Annotated in this window: 11 protein-coding genes; 7 read left to right on the forward strand and 4 right to left on the reverse strand. The window is 71.3% G+C overall.

Going from position 1 to position 13,999, the window contains the following annotated elements:
- Nucleotides 1-142 precede the first annotated feature (142 nt).
- Nucleotides 143-1,720 carry a DEAD/DEAH box helicase gene (locus AB7E03_RS08830; RefSeq protein ID WP_489941054.1) on the forward strand — a complete coding sequence of 526 codons (1,578 nt, stop codon included), beginning with the start codon at nt 143-145 and terminating at the stop codon, nt 1,718-1,720.
- 80 nt (nt 1,721-1,800) lie between these two features.
- Here AB7E03_RS08830 and AB7E03_RS08835 read toward each other — a convergent pair whose 3' ends face one another.
- The 3 genes from AB7E03_RS08835 to AB7E03_RS08845 form a co-directional block, all read right to left on the reverse strand.
- Entirely contained in the window at nt 1,801-2,385 is a 585-nt protein-coding gene (locus AB7E03_RS08835) for a TetR-like C-terminal domain-containing protein (RefSeq protein WP_489941055.1), read from the reverse strand.
- Entirely contained in the window at nt 2,378-3,241 is an 864-nt protein-coding gene (locus AB7E03_RS08840; protein ID WP_489941056.1) for an alpha/beta fold hydrolase, read from the reverse strand. Before AB7E03_RS08840 ends, AB7E03_RS08835 begins: the two co-directional genes overlap by 8 nt.
- 77 nt (nt 3,242-3,318) lie before the next feature.
- Nucleotides 3,319-3,900, reverse strand: a complete 582-nt coding sequence (locus AB7E03_RS08845) for an NUDIX hydrolase family protein (RefSeq protein ID WP_441781294.1) — start codon at nt 3,898-3,900, stop codon at nt 3,319-3,321.
- 115 nt (nt 3,901-4,015) lie between these two features.
- On the opposite strand from AB7E03_RS08845, the gene AB7E03_RS08850 reads away from it, so the two are divergent.
- The 3 genes from AB7E03_RS08850 (at nt 4,016) to AB7E03_RS08860 (ending at nt 10,302) form a co-directional block, all read left to right on the forward strand.
- On the forward strand, nt 4,016-4,666 hold the full coding sequence (locus AB7E03_RS08850) for an alpha/beta hydrolase (RefSeq protein ID WP_489941057.1): 651 nt from the start codon (nt 4,016-4,018) through the stop codon (nt 4,664-4,666).
- A gap of 89 nt (nt 4,667-4,755) precedes the next feature.
- Nucleotides 4,756-9,486: an Lhr family ATP-dependent helicase gene (locus AB7E03_RS08855; protein ID WP_489941058.1), complete on the forward strand. Its 4,731-nt coding sequence runs from the start codon at nt 4,756-4,758 to the stop codon at nt 9,484-9,486.
- Nucleotides 9,487-9,525: 39 nt separating this feature from the next.
- Nucleotides 9,526-10,302, forward strand: coding sequence for a DNA-formamidopyrimidine glycosylase family protein (locus AB7E03_RS08860; RefSeq protein WP_489941059.1), 777 nt, complete (start codon nt 9,526-9,528; stop codon nt 10,300-10,302).
- Nucleotides 10,303-10,360: 58 nt separating this feature from the next.
- Here the strand turns inward: AB7E03_RS08860 and AB7E03_RS08865 are convergent, their stop codons facing one another.
- A complete protein-coding gene (locus AB7E03_RS08865; protein ID WP_489941060.1) occupies nt 10,361-10,954 on the reverse strand; it encodes an NADPH-dependent FMN reductase in 594 nt (197 codons plus the stop codon).
- An 80-nt stretch (nt 10,955-11,034) separates the two neighbouring features.
- Here AB7E03_RS08865 and AB7E03_RS08870 point away from each other — a divergent pair, with 80 nt between their 5' ends.
- The 3 genes from AB7E03_RS08870 (at nt 11,035) to AB7E03_RS08880 (ending at nt 13,999) form a co-directional block, all read left to right on the forward strand.
- Nucleotides 11,035-11,580, forward strand: coding sequence for a hypothetical protein (locus AB7E03_RS08870; protein ID WP_489941061.1), 546 nt, complete (start codon nt 11,035-11,037; stop codon nt 11,578-11,580).
- A 45-nt stretch (nt 11,581-11,625) separates the two neighbouring features.
- Nucleotides 11,626-12,132: a MarR family winged helix-turn-helix transcriptional regulator gene (locus tag AB7E03_RS08875; protein ID WP_489941062.1), complete on the forward strand. Its 507-nt coding sequence runs from the start codon at nt 11,626-11,628 to the stop codon at nt 12,130-12,132.
- 139 nt (nt 12,133-12,271) lie between these two features.
- On the forward strand, nt 12,272-13,999 hold the full coding sequence (locus tag AB7E03_RS08880; RefSeq protein WP_489941063.1) for an LCP family protein: 1,728 nt from the start codon (nt 12,272-12,274) through the stop codon (nt 13,997-13,999).

A 13,999-nucleotide genomic window follows, 5' to 3' on the forward strand; every position in this document is an offset into this window, starting at 1 on the left:
GTCGTAGAACGCTTCGCGTCGCGCCGGGCCACCGCCCCGCACGCTTCTCTTCATACGGCGAACGATCGCGCCGCTCGGTGCGCTCGCCACCCAGCCCGGTCCGCCGTATGCCGACCGGGACGATGCCCGAAAGGCACACCCCTTGACTCAGACTTTCGCCGAACTCGGCGTACCCGCTCCCCTCGTCGCCGTTCTCGCGGCCGACGGCAAGACCGACGCGTTCCCCATCCAGGCCGACACCCTTCCCGACGCCCTCGCGGGCAAGGATGTGCTGGGCCGCGGCAAGACCGGCTCCGGCAAGACGATCGCCTTCTCCCTGCCGCTCGTCGCCCGCCTCGGCACCGTGCTCGCCGGCGGCCGCCGCCGGCCAGGACGCCCGCTCGCGCTGGTGCTCGCCCCGACCCGCGAACTGGCCACCCAGATCGCCGCGACCTTCCGCCCGCTGGCCGACGCCTACGGGATGCGGGTCTCCACCGTCTTCGGCGGCGTCTCGCAGAACAAGCAGGTCGCCGAGCTGAAGGCCGGCGTCGACGTGCTCGTCGCCTGCCCCGGCCGCCTCGAAGACCTCATGAAGCAGGGCTTCGTCTCCCTCGACGCGGTCGAGATCACCGTGCTCGACGAGGCGGACCACATGGCCGACCTCGGCTTCCTGCCGGTCGTCACCCGCATCATGACCGCCACGCCGAAGGACGGGCAGCGCCTGCTGTTCTCCGCCACGCTCGACAACGGCGTGGACAAGCTGGTCACCCGCTTCCTGCATTCCCCCGTGCTGCACTCCGTCGACGACGAGAACAGCCCGGTCGAGGCGATGACCCACCACGTGCTCCAGGTCGACTCGACCGACGAGAAAAAGGACCTCGTGGAGGCGCTCGCCTCGGGCACCGGCCGTCGCATCCTCTTCACCCGCACCAAGCACCAGGCGAAGAAGCTCGCCAAGCAGCTGACCGCGTCCGGCATCCCGGCCGTCGACCTCCACGGCAACCTCGCCCAGGGCGCCCGCGACCGCAACCTCGCCGCATTCGGTGACGGCAGCGTCAAGGTGCTCGTCGCGACCGACGTCGCCGCGCGCGGTGTCCACGTCGACAACGTTGAGCTCGTCGTGCACGTCGACCCGCCGGCCGAGCACAAGGCGTACCTGCACCGCTCCGGCCGCACGGCCCGCGCCGGCAGCGCCGGTGACGTCGTCACCGTCATGATGTCGTCGCAGGCGGCAGATGTGAAGACGCTCCTCAAGAAGGCCGCGATCGCGGCGACCCCGCAGCGGGTCACCGCATCCTCCCCCGCGGTCGTCACCCTCGTCGGCGACGTCGCGCCCCGCGTGGCGCCGTCGCTGCACGAGCAGCGGCCCGCCGGCGGCGGAACGTCGCAGGGCGCGAACGCCCAGCGCAAGCGCGCACGGCGCGCAGGCGGTCAGGGCAACGGCGGAGCTGCGAACGGCGGCGCCGGAAACGGCGGCGGCCGTGGCGGCAACGGCGGCGGCCGTGGCGGTCGCCAGGGCGGCGGCTCCGGCCAGGGCGACGCTGCGGCGGCAGGCACTGCGGGCGGTTCGCGCCGTCGCGGAGGCCAGCGTCCGGCGGGCGCTCAGCAGAGCGGCGCCCCGCGCACCGGGGGCCAGCGTGACGGCGGATCCCGCTCCGGCGGCGCACCCCGCGCGACCGCGGCACGCGGCGGCGAGGCCTCCGTGCGTCGCGGCAACGGCTCGCGCCGCGCCCAGGGCTGAGTCCCGACACTTCGGCGAGCGCCCGGCCCTTCGGGGTCGGGCGCTCGTTGCGTTACGGACTGGGGGCTGGGGTGCGAGTCTTACGCCGCGAGCCGCTCGACGCCCGCGATGACGCCCTCGATGAGCACGGCGTAGCTGCGGTCGAGGTCGTCCGGCAGGCCGAAGCCGCCACCCAGTTCGAGCGTGACGAAGCCGTGGATGGCACTGCGGAGCATCCGGATCGCATCCACCAGCTCGTCCTCCGGGAGGCCGAAGCCGCGCAACACACCGGCCATGACGGTCACGGTCTCCTCGGCGCGCGCGACCAGCTCCGTGTCCGCCGGATCGGCCCCGTTCGGCGCCACCTGGGCGGCGGCGTACCGGCCGGGATGCCGGTGGGCGAACGCGCGCATCGCATCGGCTGCGGCGAGCACCGCCTCGGGACCGGCCCGGCCGATCGTCGCACCGGCGAGGACGCGGGTGAGTTCGCTCACCGACTCGATCGCCACCAGCCGGCGCACGTCGCCGAGCGAAGCCACATGCTTGTACAGGCTCGGGACAGCGACGCCCGCGCGCCCCGCCACGGCCGCCAGGGTGAGGCGATCGAAGCCGTCGGCGCCCCCCTCGTCGACCAGGTCGACGGCCACCGCGGCGACGGCCGCGCGGGTCAGGCCGGCCCTAGGCACCGCTCGTCCACCCCGAGCCGTCGGCCGTCCGCCGCTGGGCGAGGAAGGCCAGCGTCCCCGGCACCGTGATGTCGGGACGCTGTGCGTGCGGGTAGTGCGCCGCGTCCGGCACGCGGACGACCTGCGCGCCGATGGACTCCATCCACTCGCACTCCGCCGCGACATCGCGGAAGTCAGGATCGCGGTCGCCGACGTACGCCAGCATCGGCGCCTGAACCTCCGGCAGCCGGGGCTCGACGACCGAGTGGGTGAGTTGCAGGGTGAGCCGGCGGAAGGCGCGCAGCCGGCCCGGCTCCGACAGAGACGCGCGGATGTCGGCGGTGTGCGCCTCCAGCCAGGGCGCCGTGCGGCCCCGGTTCAGGATGCGGCGGTAGTAGCCCGCCCACACAGCGGCGCCCCAGGGCCGGGCGAACAGGATGCGGTACATCACGTGGATCAGCCCGGTGGCGGCTCCGCTCATCGCGGGCTCGCGGAGCAGCGGGCCGTAGAAGACGAGGCCTGCGACGAGGTCGGGGCGCTCGGCCGCCGCCCACGCGGCAGCGGCGGCGCCCATCGAGTTGCCGAGCACGACGGCGGGGCCGCCCAGCTCGTCGATCAACGCGATCAGGTCTCGGGCCGTCGCGATGTCGCCGAACTCGTCGAACGTCGTGTCGGAGTCGCCGTGTGCCCGGAGGTCGGTGACCGCGACCCGGTAGCCCGCTTCGAGCAGCGGCGCGACGAGCTCTCGGAAGCTGGAGCGGAGGTCGCCCATGCCGGGGACCGCCACCACGAGAGGACCTTCGCCCTCGACGGTGTAGCTCACGCGTCCCTCGGGGCGCTGCAGGTAGCGGACCTGCGATTCGACGGAAGTGTTCATAGCCGCAAAGCTAATACCATTAGCCGGAAAGCACAAGACCTTTTCCGCCCCGGCCCAACGGTCGGTGTCGACGGGCGTCAGGCGATGCGACCGAGGGACGCCATGGCCGCCTTCACCAACGCGCTCCGACCGCCCTCCAGCTCCTCTGACACCGTCACGGACGTCGCCTCCTCCGGCGTCATCCACGTCAGCTCCAGAGCATCCTGGCGTGGCTCGCACGTCCCGGTGACGGGCACGACGTACGCAAGGGAGACGGCGTGCTGCCGTTCGTCGGTGTACGGCGACACCCCCGGCATCGGGAAGTACTCGGCCACCTGGAATGGCACAGGGCTCGCCGGAAGCTGCGGGAACGCCATGGGCCCGAGGTCTTTCTCGAGGTGACGGAAGAGCGCCTCCCGCAGCGTCTCGCCGTACATCACGCGCCCGGAGACGAGGGTGCGGGTCATCTGTCCCACCGCATTCGCCCGCAGCAGGATGCCGACCTCCGTCACCTGGCCGAGGCCGTCCACCCTCACGGGCACCGCCTCGACGTACAGCAGCGGGAGCCGGCGGCGGACCTGCTCCAGCTCGATGTCGGACAGCCAGGCGGGGCCCGGACGCGGGCCGTCGCCGGGCAGCGGGTCGGGCGTGGGGTCCGGATCCGGGGTGCGTACGCTCATGCATGAATCCTACGGACGTGCGCAGCCCCGGCCTACGAGGGACAGAACTTCCTGTGGATGAGCGGCACTCCGACGGGGGCTGTGGACGAATCCCCGCGGGGGCAGACAATGGAGGGTGCCGTTTCCCACTCCCGACCTGCGCATCGACCGCGACGCCGTCCTGTGGTCCGCCTCCGAACGCGACCGGGCCGGGCGTCCACTGCTGATCCTCCTGCACGGTTATGCATCCGACGAGGCCGACCTGTTCGGCATCGCGGCCTATCTCCCGCTCGAGCCGGTGATCGCCTCACTTCGCGCCCCGATTCCCGAGGGCTCCGGTTTCGCGTGGTTCTCCCGGTTCACGAATGTCGCCGGCGACCCGCTCGCCGGCAATGCGGACGCGGCGGCGCGCGCCGTCCTCGAGTGGCTCGACGAGCAGCCGCGCGTGCCGACCGGCCTGCTCGGCTTCTCGCAGGGCGGCGCGATGGCGCTGCAACTGCTCCGCCTCGCCCCCGAACGCTTCAATTATGCGGTGCAGCTGTCTGGCTTCGTCGTCAAAGGCAGCCAGCCGGGGGATGCCGAGCTCGCCGAGTCCCGCGTGCCCGTCTTCTGGGGACGCGGAACGCTCGACGACACGATCCCGACGGCATCCCTCGATCGGACCAGCGAGTGGCTGCCGGGCCACGCATCCCTCGACGCCCGAATCTATGAGGGGATGGGTCACGCCATCTCGCCCCTGGAACTGGGCGACATCTCGTCCTTCATCCGCGGAAACCTTCCGCGCTGAGACCGTGCACAGGATGCGCTCGCTGAGCGTTATCCACCGGTCCTCGCCCAGCCGCTGCCACTGTCGGCGGCCGGGTGCAGGATGGAGGGATGGGCGACGTCCTCGATCGATTCTCCCCCGCGACCCGAGAGTGGTTCCGCGGGGCGTTCGCCGCGCCCACCCCCGCGCAGGAGGGCGCGTGGGAAGCGATCTCGCACGGCAAGCACGCGCTGGTGATCGCGCCGACCGGTTCGGGCAAGACGCTGGCGTCGTTCCTGTGGGCGATCGATCGGCTCGCGAGCGAGCCACGGCCGGCGGATGGCAAGCCCGGCACGCGCGTCCTCTACATCTCGCCGCTGAAGGCGCTCGGCGTGGATGTGGAGCGCAACCTTCGCGCTCCGCTCGTCGGCGTCACGCAGACCGCCAAACGGCTCGGGTCCGAGCCGCCGCACGTGAGCGTCGGCGTTCGTTCCGGCGACACTCCGGCCTCCGACCGGCGGGCCCTCGTGTCGAACCCGCCGGACATCCTGATCACCACGCCCGAGTCGCTGTTCCTCATGCTCACCTCGCAGGCGCGCGAAACCCTGACCTCCGTCGAGACGGTCATCGTCGACGAGGTGCACGCCGTCGCGGCCACCAAGCGTGGAGCGCACCTGGCGCTGTCGCTGGAGCGGCTGGATGCGCTTCTCCAACGACCGGCGCAGCGCATCGGGTTGTCGGCGACCGTCCGGCCGCCAGAAGAGGTGGCGCGCTTCCTCGCCGGTCAGGCACCGGTGGAGGTCGTGGCGCCGCCGGCCGGCAAGCGTTTCGACCTCCGGGTCGTCGTGCCGGTCGAAGACATGAGCGAACTCGGCACCTCGACGTACGCCAGCGAGAACCCGGGTGACGGCTCGCCACCGCAGGCGGGCTCGATCTGGCCGCACGTCGAGGAGGCCATCGTCGACCGGGTGCTCGAGAACCGGTCGACCATCGTGTTCGCGAACTCGCGGCGCCTGGCCGAGCGCCTCACCGCGCGGTTCAATGAGATCTACGAGGAGCGCGTGCTGGGCGGCTCCGCGGGCGATCCTCCGCGTCGCGCACCGGCCGAGCTCATGGGCGGTTCTGGGCAGACCCATGGGTCGCAGGCCGTCGCCGACGCCGAGACGCTGGTGCTCGCCCGCGCCCACCACGGTTCCGTGAGCAAAGAGCAGCGGGCGCTCATCGAAGACGACCTCAAGTCCGGGCGGCTGCGGTGCGTGGTCGCGACCTCCAGCCTCGAACTCGGCATCGACATGGGCGCCGTCGACCTGGTCGTCCAGGTCGAGGCGCCGCCGTCGGTCGCGAGCGGTCTGCAGCGCGTCGGACGCGCCGGTCACCAGGTCGGAGAGATCTCCCGAGGGGTGGTGTTCCCCAAACACCGGGCAGACCTCATCCACTCGGCCGTAGCCACCGAACGGATGACGGCGGGGCTCATCGAGTCGATCAAGGTCCCCGCCAACCCGCTCGACATCCTCGCCCAGCAGACGGTGGCCGCCACAGCCCTCGAACCGATCGACGCGGACGACTGGTTCGACACCGTGCGGCGCAGCGCGCCCTTCTCCACCCTGCCGCGGAGCGCCTACGACGCCACCCTCGACCTCCTCGCCGGCCGCTACCCGTCGGACGAGTTCGCCGAGTTGCGCCCGCGCGTCGTGTGGGATCGCGACACGGGTGTGATCACCGGCCGGCCCGGAGCGCAGCGACTGGCGGTAACGAGCGGTGGCACCATCCCCGACAGGGGCATGTTCGGCGTCTACATGGTGGGAGAGAAGGCCAGCCGGGTCGGCGAGCTCGACGAGGAGATGGTGTACGAGTCGCGCGTCGGCGACGTCTTCGCCCTCGGTTCGACCAGCTGGCGCATCCAGGAGATCACCCACGACCGGGTGCTCGTCACGCCCGCCTTCGGCGAACCCGGCCGCCTGCCGTTCTGGAAGGGCGACGGTCTGGGCCGCCCGGCAGAACTCGGCAAGGCAGTCGGGGCGTTCACGCGCGAACTGAGCAGCGCCTCCCCGGCGGATGCGGAGCTCCGGTGCGTCGAAGCCGGGCTCGACGCCTGGGCTACGGCCAATCTGCTGGCGTTCCTGCGCGAACAGAAAGAGGCGACCGGGCACGTTCCGACCGACCGCACGCTCGTCGTCGAGCGCTTCCGCGACGAACTCGGGGACTGGCGGGTCGTGCTCCATTCCCCGTACGGCATGCAAGTGCACTCGCCCTGGGCACTGGCCGTCCAGGCACGGGTACGCGAACGGTACGGGATCGATGCGGGGGCGATGGCGGCCGACGATGGGATCGTGGTGCGCATCCCGGACACCGAGGCGCAGCCTCCCGGCGGCGAGCTTTTCGTTTTCGAGCCACAGGAGCTCGACGAACTGGTGACGGCGGAGGTCGGGGGCTCGGCGCTCTTCGCCTCGCGGTTCCGTGAGTCGGCCGCACGGGCCCTGCTGCTCCCGAAGTACAACCCGGGCAAGCGCTCGCCGCTCTGGCAGCAGCGGCAGAAGGCGGCGCAGCTGCTGGATGTGGCACGCAAGTACCCGAGCTTCCCGATCATCCTGGAGACCATCCGCGAGGTGCTGCAGGACGTCTACGATCTCGGGGCTCTGACCGAGGTGGCCACCCAGATCCAGCAGCGCAGCATCCGCATCGTCGAGGCGGCGACCGAGACGGCGTCGCCCTTCGCGCGGTCACTGCTGTTCGGATATGTCGCTGCGTTCATGTACGAGGGCGACAGTCCGCTCGCCGAGCGCAGAGCCGCGGCGCTGTCGCTCGACGCGGGACTCCTTGCGGAGCTCCTGGGCCGCGCAGAACTACGGGAGCTGCTCGATCCGGCTGTCATCGAGCGGGTCGAACTGCAGCTCCAGCGGCTGGCGCCCGATCGCCGTGTGCGCGGTGTCGAAGGGGTCGCCGACCTGCTGCGGCTCCTCGGACCGCTGTCGGTGGACGAAGTCGCCGAGCGGCTGGAAGGCGAGGCCCCGGCTGCGAGCGCCGCCGACCAGACCGGTGCGGCGACCGAGCCGACCGATGAGTCGCTCGCTTCTGCGCCGCACGCCGACCGCGCGACGGCCGGAGCGCACCTCGCGACACTGGTGGACACGCACCGAGCGCTGGCCGTGAACATCGCCGGCACCGAGCGATTCGCCGCGATCGAGGATGCCGCCCGCCTGCGCGACGCGCTGGGCGTCCCGCTGCCGATCGGCGTGCCGGTCGCCTTCATCGAGCCCGTCGACGATCCCCTCGGCGACCTGGTCAGCCGCTTCGCACGGACGCACGGTCCGTTCGAGACGGCCGACATCTCCACGCGGCTCGGTCTGGGACCGGCGATCGTGCACGACGCGCTGCGTCGCCTCGCGCGCGACGGGCGGGTCGTGGAGGGCGAGTTCCGGCCGCACGCGCACGGCAGCGAGTGGAGCGACGCCGAGGTGCTGCGACGCCTCCGCCGCATGTCGCTCGCCGCGCTCCGGCACGAGGTGGAGCCCGTCGACACCGTCACGTTCGGCCGGTTCCTGCCCGAGTGGCAGCACGTCGGCTCGACGCTGCGTGGCGTGGACGCCGTCGCGTCCGTGATCGAGCAGCTGGCCGGCGCTCGCATCCCGGCGTCGGCGTGGGAGTCGCTCATCCTGCCGAGCCGCGTCGCCGACTACAGCCCCGCGATGCTTGACGAGCTCACGGCGACCGGCGAAGTGATCTGGGCCGGGGACGGCAGCCTCCCCGGCGACGACGGCTGGATCAGCCTCCACCTGGCCGACTCCGCTCCCCTCACCCTGGCACCACCGTCGGACCATGAGCCCGACGAGTTGCAGCGCGGCGTCCTCGAGGCGCTCGCGCGTGGTGGTGGCTACTTCTTCCGCCAGCTCTCCGACACGTTGGGCGCCGAGCGCGGTACGGCGATCGACGACTCCGAGCTGGTGACAGCCCTATGGGATCTGGTCTGGGCCGGCCGCATCACCAACGACACCCTCGCCCCGCTCCGCACGCTCACCGCGGGCGGTTCCGGCGCCCACAAGCGTCCGCGACAGCCCACCCGTGCGCGGATGTACCGGGGCCGCACCACGACGCGCTCGGCGATGGTCACCCGGATGGGCCCGCCGACCGTCGCCGGGAGATGGTCCGTGCTTCCCGAACGCGACCTGGACTCGACGGTGCGCGCTCACGGGCAGGCCGAGACGCTGCTCGATCGGTACGGCGTCGTCACCCGGGGCTCGGTGATGAACGAAGGCACGCCCGGTGGATTCGCCCTCGCCTACAAGGTCCTCAGCGGGTTCGAGGAGACCGGTCGGGCGCGCCGGGGCTACTTCATCGAGACCCTTGGCGCGGCGCAGTTCGCCAGCGGAGCGACGGTTGACCGGCTGCGCTCGTTCGCACGAGACCACACGCAGGAACGGCCCTACGAGGCCGTCGCCCTCGCCGCGACCGACCCCGCGAACGCCTACGGCGCAGCGCTGCCGTGGCCGGCCGCGCCGGCAGAGAGCGGCACCGGACACCGTCCGGGCCGGAAGGCCGGCGCGCTGGTCGTCCTGGTCGATGGCGAACTCGCGCTGTACGTCGAGCGCGGCGGAAAGAGCCTGCTCTGTTTCGTGGCGGGCGCGACCGGATCCGAGGCCGAGGCAGCTGCTGCGGCCGACACCGTGCAGCCGGGCGAGGAGGACGCACGGCGGGTCCTCGCGGCGGCGGCACAGGCGCTCGCGGCCCTCGTCACCTCGCGCCGCGTCGACAAGCTCGCGGTGGAGACGGTCAACGGGGGCTTCGTGCTCGGCTCACCGGTCGGCGCGGCTCTCGCCGAGGCCGGATTCCTCGCCACTCCGCGCGGATTGCGGCTCCGCGGATGAGGCGGGAACAACCCACGCCGGCGGCATCCAGGGGCGCGCATGCCTGAGGGCGACACCGTCTACCAGGCCGCCCGCCGGCTCGACCGCGCACTCGGCGGGAAGGTCCTCACGCAGACGGACTTCCGGGTGCCCGCGTACGCGACGGTCGACCTCTCCGGGCAGCGCATGGACGAAGTGGTCAGCCGGGGAAAGCATCTGCTCATGCATGTGGGCGAGCACACCATCCACAGTCACCTCAAGATGGAGGGGAGCTGGGAGGTGTACGCGCCGCAGGGACGCTGGCGACATCCCGCCTACCAGGCCCGTGCGGTGCTCACGACGGAAGACGTCCAGGCCGTCGGGTTCCAGCTCGGCGTGCTGGAGGTGCTCCCGCGCGACCGCGAAGAAGACGTGGTCGGGCACCTCGGCCCCGACCTACTCGGCCCCGACTGGGACCCGGAGGAAGCGCTGCGGCGCCTCGCCGCCCATCCCGAGGTGCCCGTCGCCGTCGCCCTGCTCGACCAGCGCAACCTGGCGGGGCTCGGAAACGTCTACGCCAACGAACTCTGCTTCCTGCGCGGGATGCTGCCCACACGACCGGTGAGCGAGGCCGACCTGCCTGCGGCCGTCGACCTGGGACACCGGCTCATCACGGCGAATCGCGACCGCACCGTCCGCGTCACCACCGGCGACACGCACCGGGGACGGAACACCTGGGTCTACGGCAGGCGCGGTCAGCCGTGCCGCCGGTGCGGGACGCCGATCCAGAGCGGCTCACTGGGGCGGACGGAGCTCGAAGAGCGGGTGACATACTTCTGCCCGGTCTGCCAGAAATAACAGACCCGGCAGAAATAGCAGACCGGGCAGAAGCGAGGCGCGAAGGGCGAGTCGGGGCTTAGGCCGCGACCTCGTCCTCGTCCTGCTCGGCGCCGGCACCGGCGCGCACCGTCTCCAGCGCCGAGGACCAGGACTCGACCTGGTCGAACAGTGGGGTCAGTGCGGCGGTCTGCTGGTCGGTCGGCTTCAGCTGCCAGTTCTCGAAGTCGTGGGCGAGGCTCAGGCCGACATGGGCGCTGACCGTGGCTACCTGAAGCTGCGAGAGCACAAGGCGGAGGTGCTCGACCGCGCGGGCACCGCCGAAGACGCCGTAGCTGACGAACCCGGCGGCCTTGTTGTACCACTCGGCGCCGACGTAGTCGATCGCGTTCTTGAGGGCACCGGAGGTGCTGTGGTTGTACTCGGGGGTGACGAACACGAAGCCGTCGAACTCGGCGATCTTGGCCGCCCAGGCCTTCGTGTGCTCGCCGGCGTACTGCCCCATGGCGGCAGGCATGGCCTCGTCGAGGTGCGGGAGGTCCCAGTCCTTCAGGTCGACCAGCTCGTACTCCACGCCGGAGCGCTGTGCGGCGTTCTCATAGACCCAGCGGGCGACGGCCTCGCCGTTGCGTCCGGGACGGGTGCTACCGATGATGATGGCGATCTTCGTCATGTCAGCCTTTCCATGTTGATGACGTGTCATCCAACGCGAACCACGTCCTGCTCCGGTTCATTCCCGCTAGGCTCACGCACATGTCCGACGAGCGCGCGCACCGCAGCGACGACATCCACCTCCCTGCCGACGCCAGTGAGGATGCGCGCCGCCAGGCCGGCGACCGGCTGCGAGAGCGCATCTACGTAACCTTCACCGCACTCGCCCTTCTCATGGCCATCAACTCGCACGGCGAGGCCCTCGACTCCCCCACGGTGCTCTGGACCCTGGTCATCTCGGTCGTCGGCGTGGCACTGGCGGGCCTGGCCTCGGATCTCGTCTCACACATGATCGTGCACAACACCCTCCCCTCGGCGGCCGAGTTCCGGCACATGCTCGCGGTGTCCTCGCGCGCCCTCGGCGTGATCGTCGTGCCGCTGATCGCCGTCGGGCTGGCCGTCTTCGACGTCATCCCGGACCGCACCGGTCTCGTCGTCGCCATCACCGCGCTGATCATCTCGCTTGCGGTCATCGCGCGGATCGCTGTAGCCCGCACCGGCCTCTCCGGCTGGCGGCAGCTCGCCGTCCTCGGCGCGCTCGTCGCCCTCGGCGTGCTGGTCGTGTTCCTCGAAGCGCTGGTGCACTGAGCGCTTCGCCTCGTGCCTGCCACGCCGCGCATGTCAGGATGATCTATGGCCACCGCGCGCACCCGTCCCGACCCGCGGAAGCTGACGGACGACGAGCTCGAGCTGTTCCATGCCTTCTACCTCATGCGCCGGGGGTTCGATCGGGCACTGGATGCGCAGCTGCAGCGCGACGACGGCATCTCGATCTCCGAACTGGAGGTGCTCATGGCGCTTGTCCGCTCGCCCGGGAGGCGCCTTCGCATCCGGGACCTCGTGGACTCGACCGGGTGGGAGAAGAGCCGCGTGTCGCATCAGGTGACACGGATGGCCGCGCGCGGTTTCGTCGAGCGCCAGGAGTGCGTCGAGGACCGCCGGGCGAGCTGGATCCACCTCACCGGCGAGGGGCGGCGCGTGGTGGTGCGGGCGCTGCCGAAGCACTCGGCGACGATCCGGCGCGTCCTGTTCGACGCTCTCTCACCTGACCAGCAGGAGCGACTGCTCGGGATCGCGTACGCCATGAAAGCGGCCATCGACAGCGAGGAGCTCGCGCCGCCGGAGGAGTCCGACGACTGAGCGTTCTCGCAGGAGCGAGGCCAGTGCATCCGCCTTCCGGCTGATCCTGCTGAGAGGCGCGGGCGGAAATGCTGGCGATTCGTCGGGAACACCGCGCGAAACCAGGCTGTTCTAAGGCGACGCCCCCTAGCGTTTCCGTGTGCGACGCCCGAACTTCCCCGCCTCAGAGCCCGGTCGAGGCAGCAGCGATCAGCAGCTGCCCCCGACCGAGGTCTTCGGACGCGCGCCGTCCGCCGACCCGCGACGCCCGGTGCGTGCCACCCGGCCGGCTTCCGGCGTGCCCAGCGGTGGTGCGGCGGCGCCCCTCGACCCGTTCGGCCTCGGCGGCGACGCTCCAGGGCTGGGCGGCGGCGGCGCAGGGCGACGTGGCGGCAACGGAAACGGACGCGGCGGCAACGGCGGAGGTGGCGGCAACGGCGGCAACGGCAACGGCGGCGACACCCCCGAGACGCCCGGTACCCCCGGCCGTCGAGGCGGCAAGTCCCCGCGCTCGCGTCGCCGCGCCAAGCGCATCGTCGGCTGGACCGCCGCCGCCCTCGCGGTGCTGCTCGTGGTCGTCGGTGGGTACGCCGCGTACAGCTACTTCCGTTTCGTCGGCGGGGTGAAGCACGTCGATGTCATCTCGAAGCCCGCGAACGACGTCGACGGGCAGGACCAGAACATCCTGCTGGTCGGCGATGACCACCGACCGGACGGAGCGAGCCAGGCCGAGCTCGACCAGCTGAGCACCACCGACGACGGCGGCGGGACCAACACCGACACGATGATGATCCTGCACGTCCCCGCCAACGGGAAGTCGGCGACGCTCATCTCGCTTCCCCGCGATTCGTGGGTGGATGTGCCGGGTCACGGCATGAACAAGCTCAACGCCGCATTCTCGCTGGGCGGCGGCGGGTCGGATGCGGCGAGCGGCGCCAAGCTGCTGATCCAGACGGTGCAGAACCTGACCGGTCTGAGCATCGACCACTACGTGCGCGTCTCGCTGCTCGGCTTCTACACGATCGCTCAGGCGCTCGGCCCGGTGCAGGTGTGTCTCAACAACGCCGTCGACGACCCGTATTCCGGCGCGAACTTCCCGGCCGGAGTTTCGACGCTCGACGCCAAGCAAGCGCTGTCGTTCGTCCGTCAGCGTCACGGTCTCCCCCGCGGGGACCTCGACCGGGTGGTGCGCCAGCAGTACTTCCTCTCGGTCGAGGCGCACAAGTTCCTCTCCGCGGGCACGCTGCTGAATCCGGCGAAGCTGACGAAGGTACTGGATGCGGTGAGCGGCTCCCTGGAGACGGACCCGGGCCTCAACTTCCTGCAGCTGGGCGCCCAGCTGCAGGGGCTGACCGGAGGCAAGATCCAGTCGGCGACCATCCCGATCTCGGGCACTCCGACGATCGACGTCGACGGGGATGAGATCTCCATCGTCGAGGTGGACACCGCCGCGATGCCCGCGTTCATCCAGGGCCTGATGGGCACGCCGACCGCGTATGAGAACGCGACCGCGGCGAAGCCGGCCGACACGTCGGTCACCGTCCTGAACGGAGGCAGCGCTAACGGCGCGGCCACGACGGCGACCCAGACCCTCGCGGCCGCCGGCTTCAAGACGGGCACGCCCGGCGACGCCGACACGCGGACGACCACGGTCATCCAGTACCCCTCCGGGCAGGAGGCGCAGGCGAAAGCGGTCGCCGCCTTCCTCCCGGGTGCCTCCGTTCAGGAGACCAGCTCGGTCAGCACCGTGACGGTGGTTCTTGGTGACGACGGCATCATGCCGGCCGCGCCCGCCGCCGCAGGGACCGCCCCGAAGCCGAACCCGGCTCCCGCACCGACGCCGAGCGGCCCGGCGACGAACTACAGCGCCACGGTTTGCATCAACTGA

It is taken from the genome of Leifsonia sp. RCC_180 (assembly GCF_058138205.1).

Coding starts and splice junctions, on each gene's coding strand:
- AB7E03_RS08840 (WP_489941056.1), bottom strand. CDS start 3,241: ATGAACACTTCCGTCGAATCGCAGGTCCGCTACCTGCAGCGCCCCGAG.
- AB7E03_RS08845 (WP_441781294.1), bottom strand. CDS start 3,900: ATGAGCGTACGCACCCCGGATCCGGACCCCACGCCCGACCCGCTGCCC.
- AB7E03_RS08855 (WP_489941058.1), top strand. CDS start 4,756: ATGGGCGACGTCCTCGATCGATTCTCCCCCGCGACCCGAGAGTGGTTC.
- AB7E03_RS08860 (WP_489941059.1), top strand. CDS start 9,526: ATGCCTGAGGGCGACACCGTCTACCAGGCCGCCCGCCGGCTCGACCGC.
- AB7E03_RS08865 (WP_489941060.1), bottom strand. CDS start 10,954: ATGACGAAGATCGCCATCATCATCGGTAGCACCCGTCCCGGACGCAAC.
- AB7E03_RS08870 (WP_489941061.1), top strand. CDS start 11,035: ATGTCCGACGAGCGCGCGCACCGCAGCGACGACATCCACCTCCCTGCC.
- AB7E03_RS08875 (WP_489941062.1), top strand. CDS start 11,626: ATGGCCACCGCGCGCACCCGTCCCGACCCGCGGAAGCTGACGGACGAC.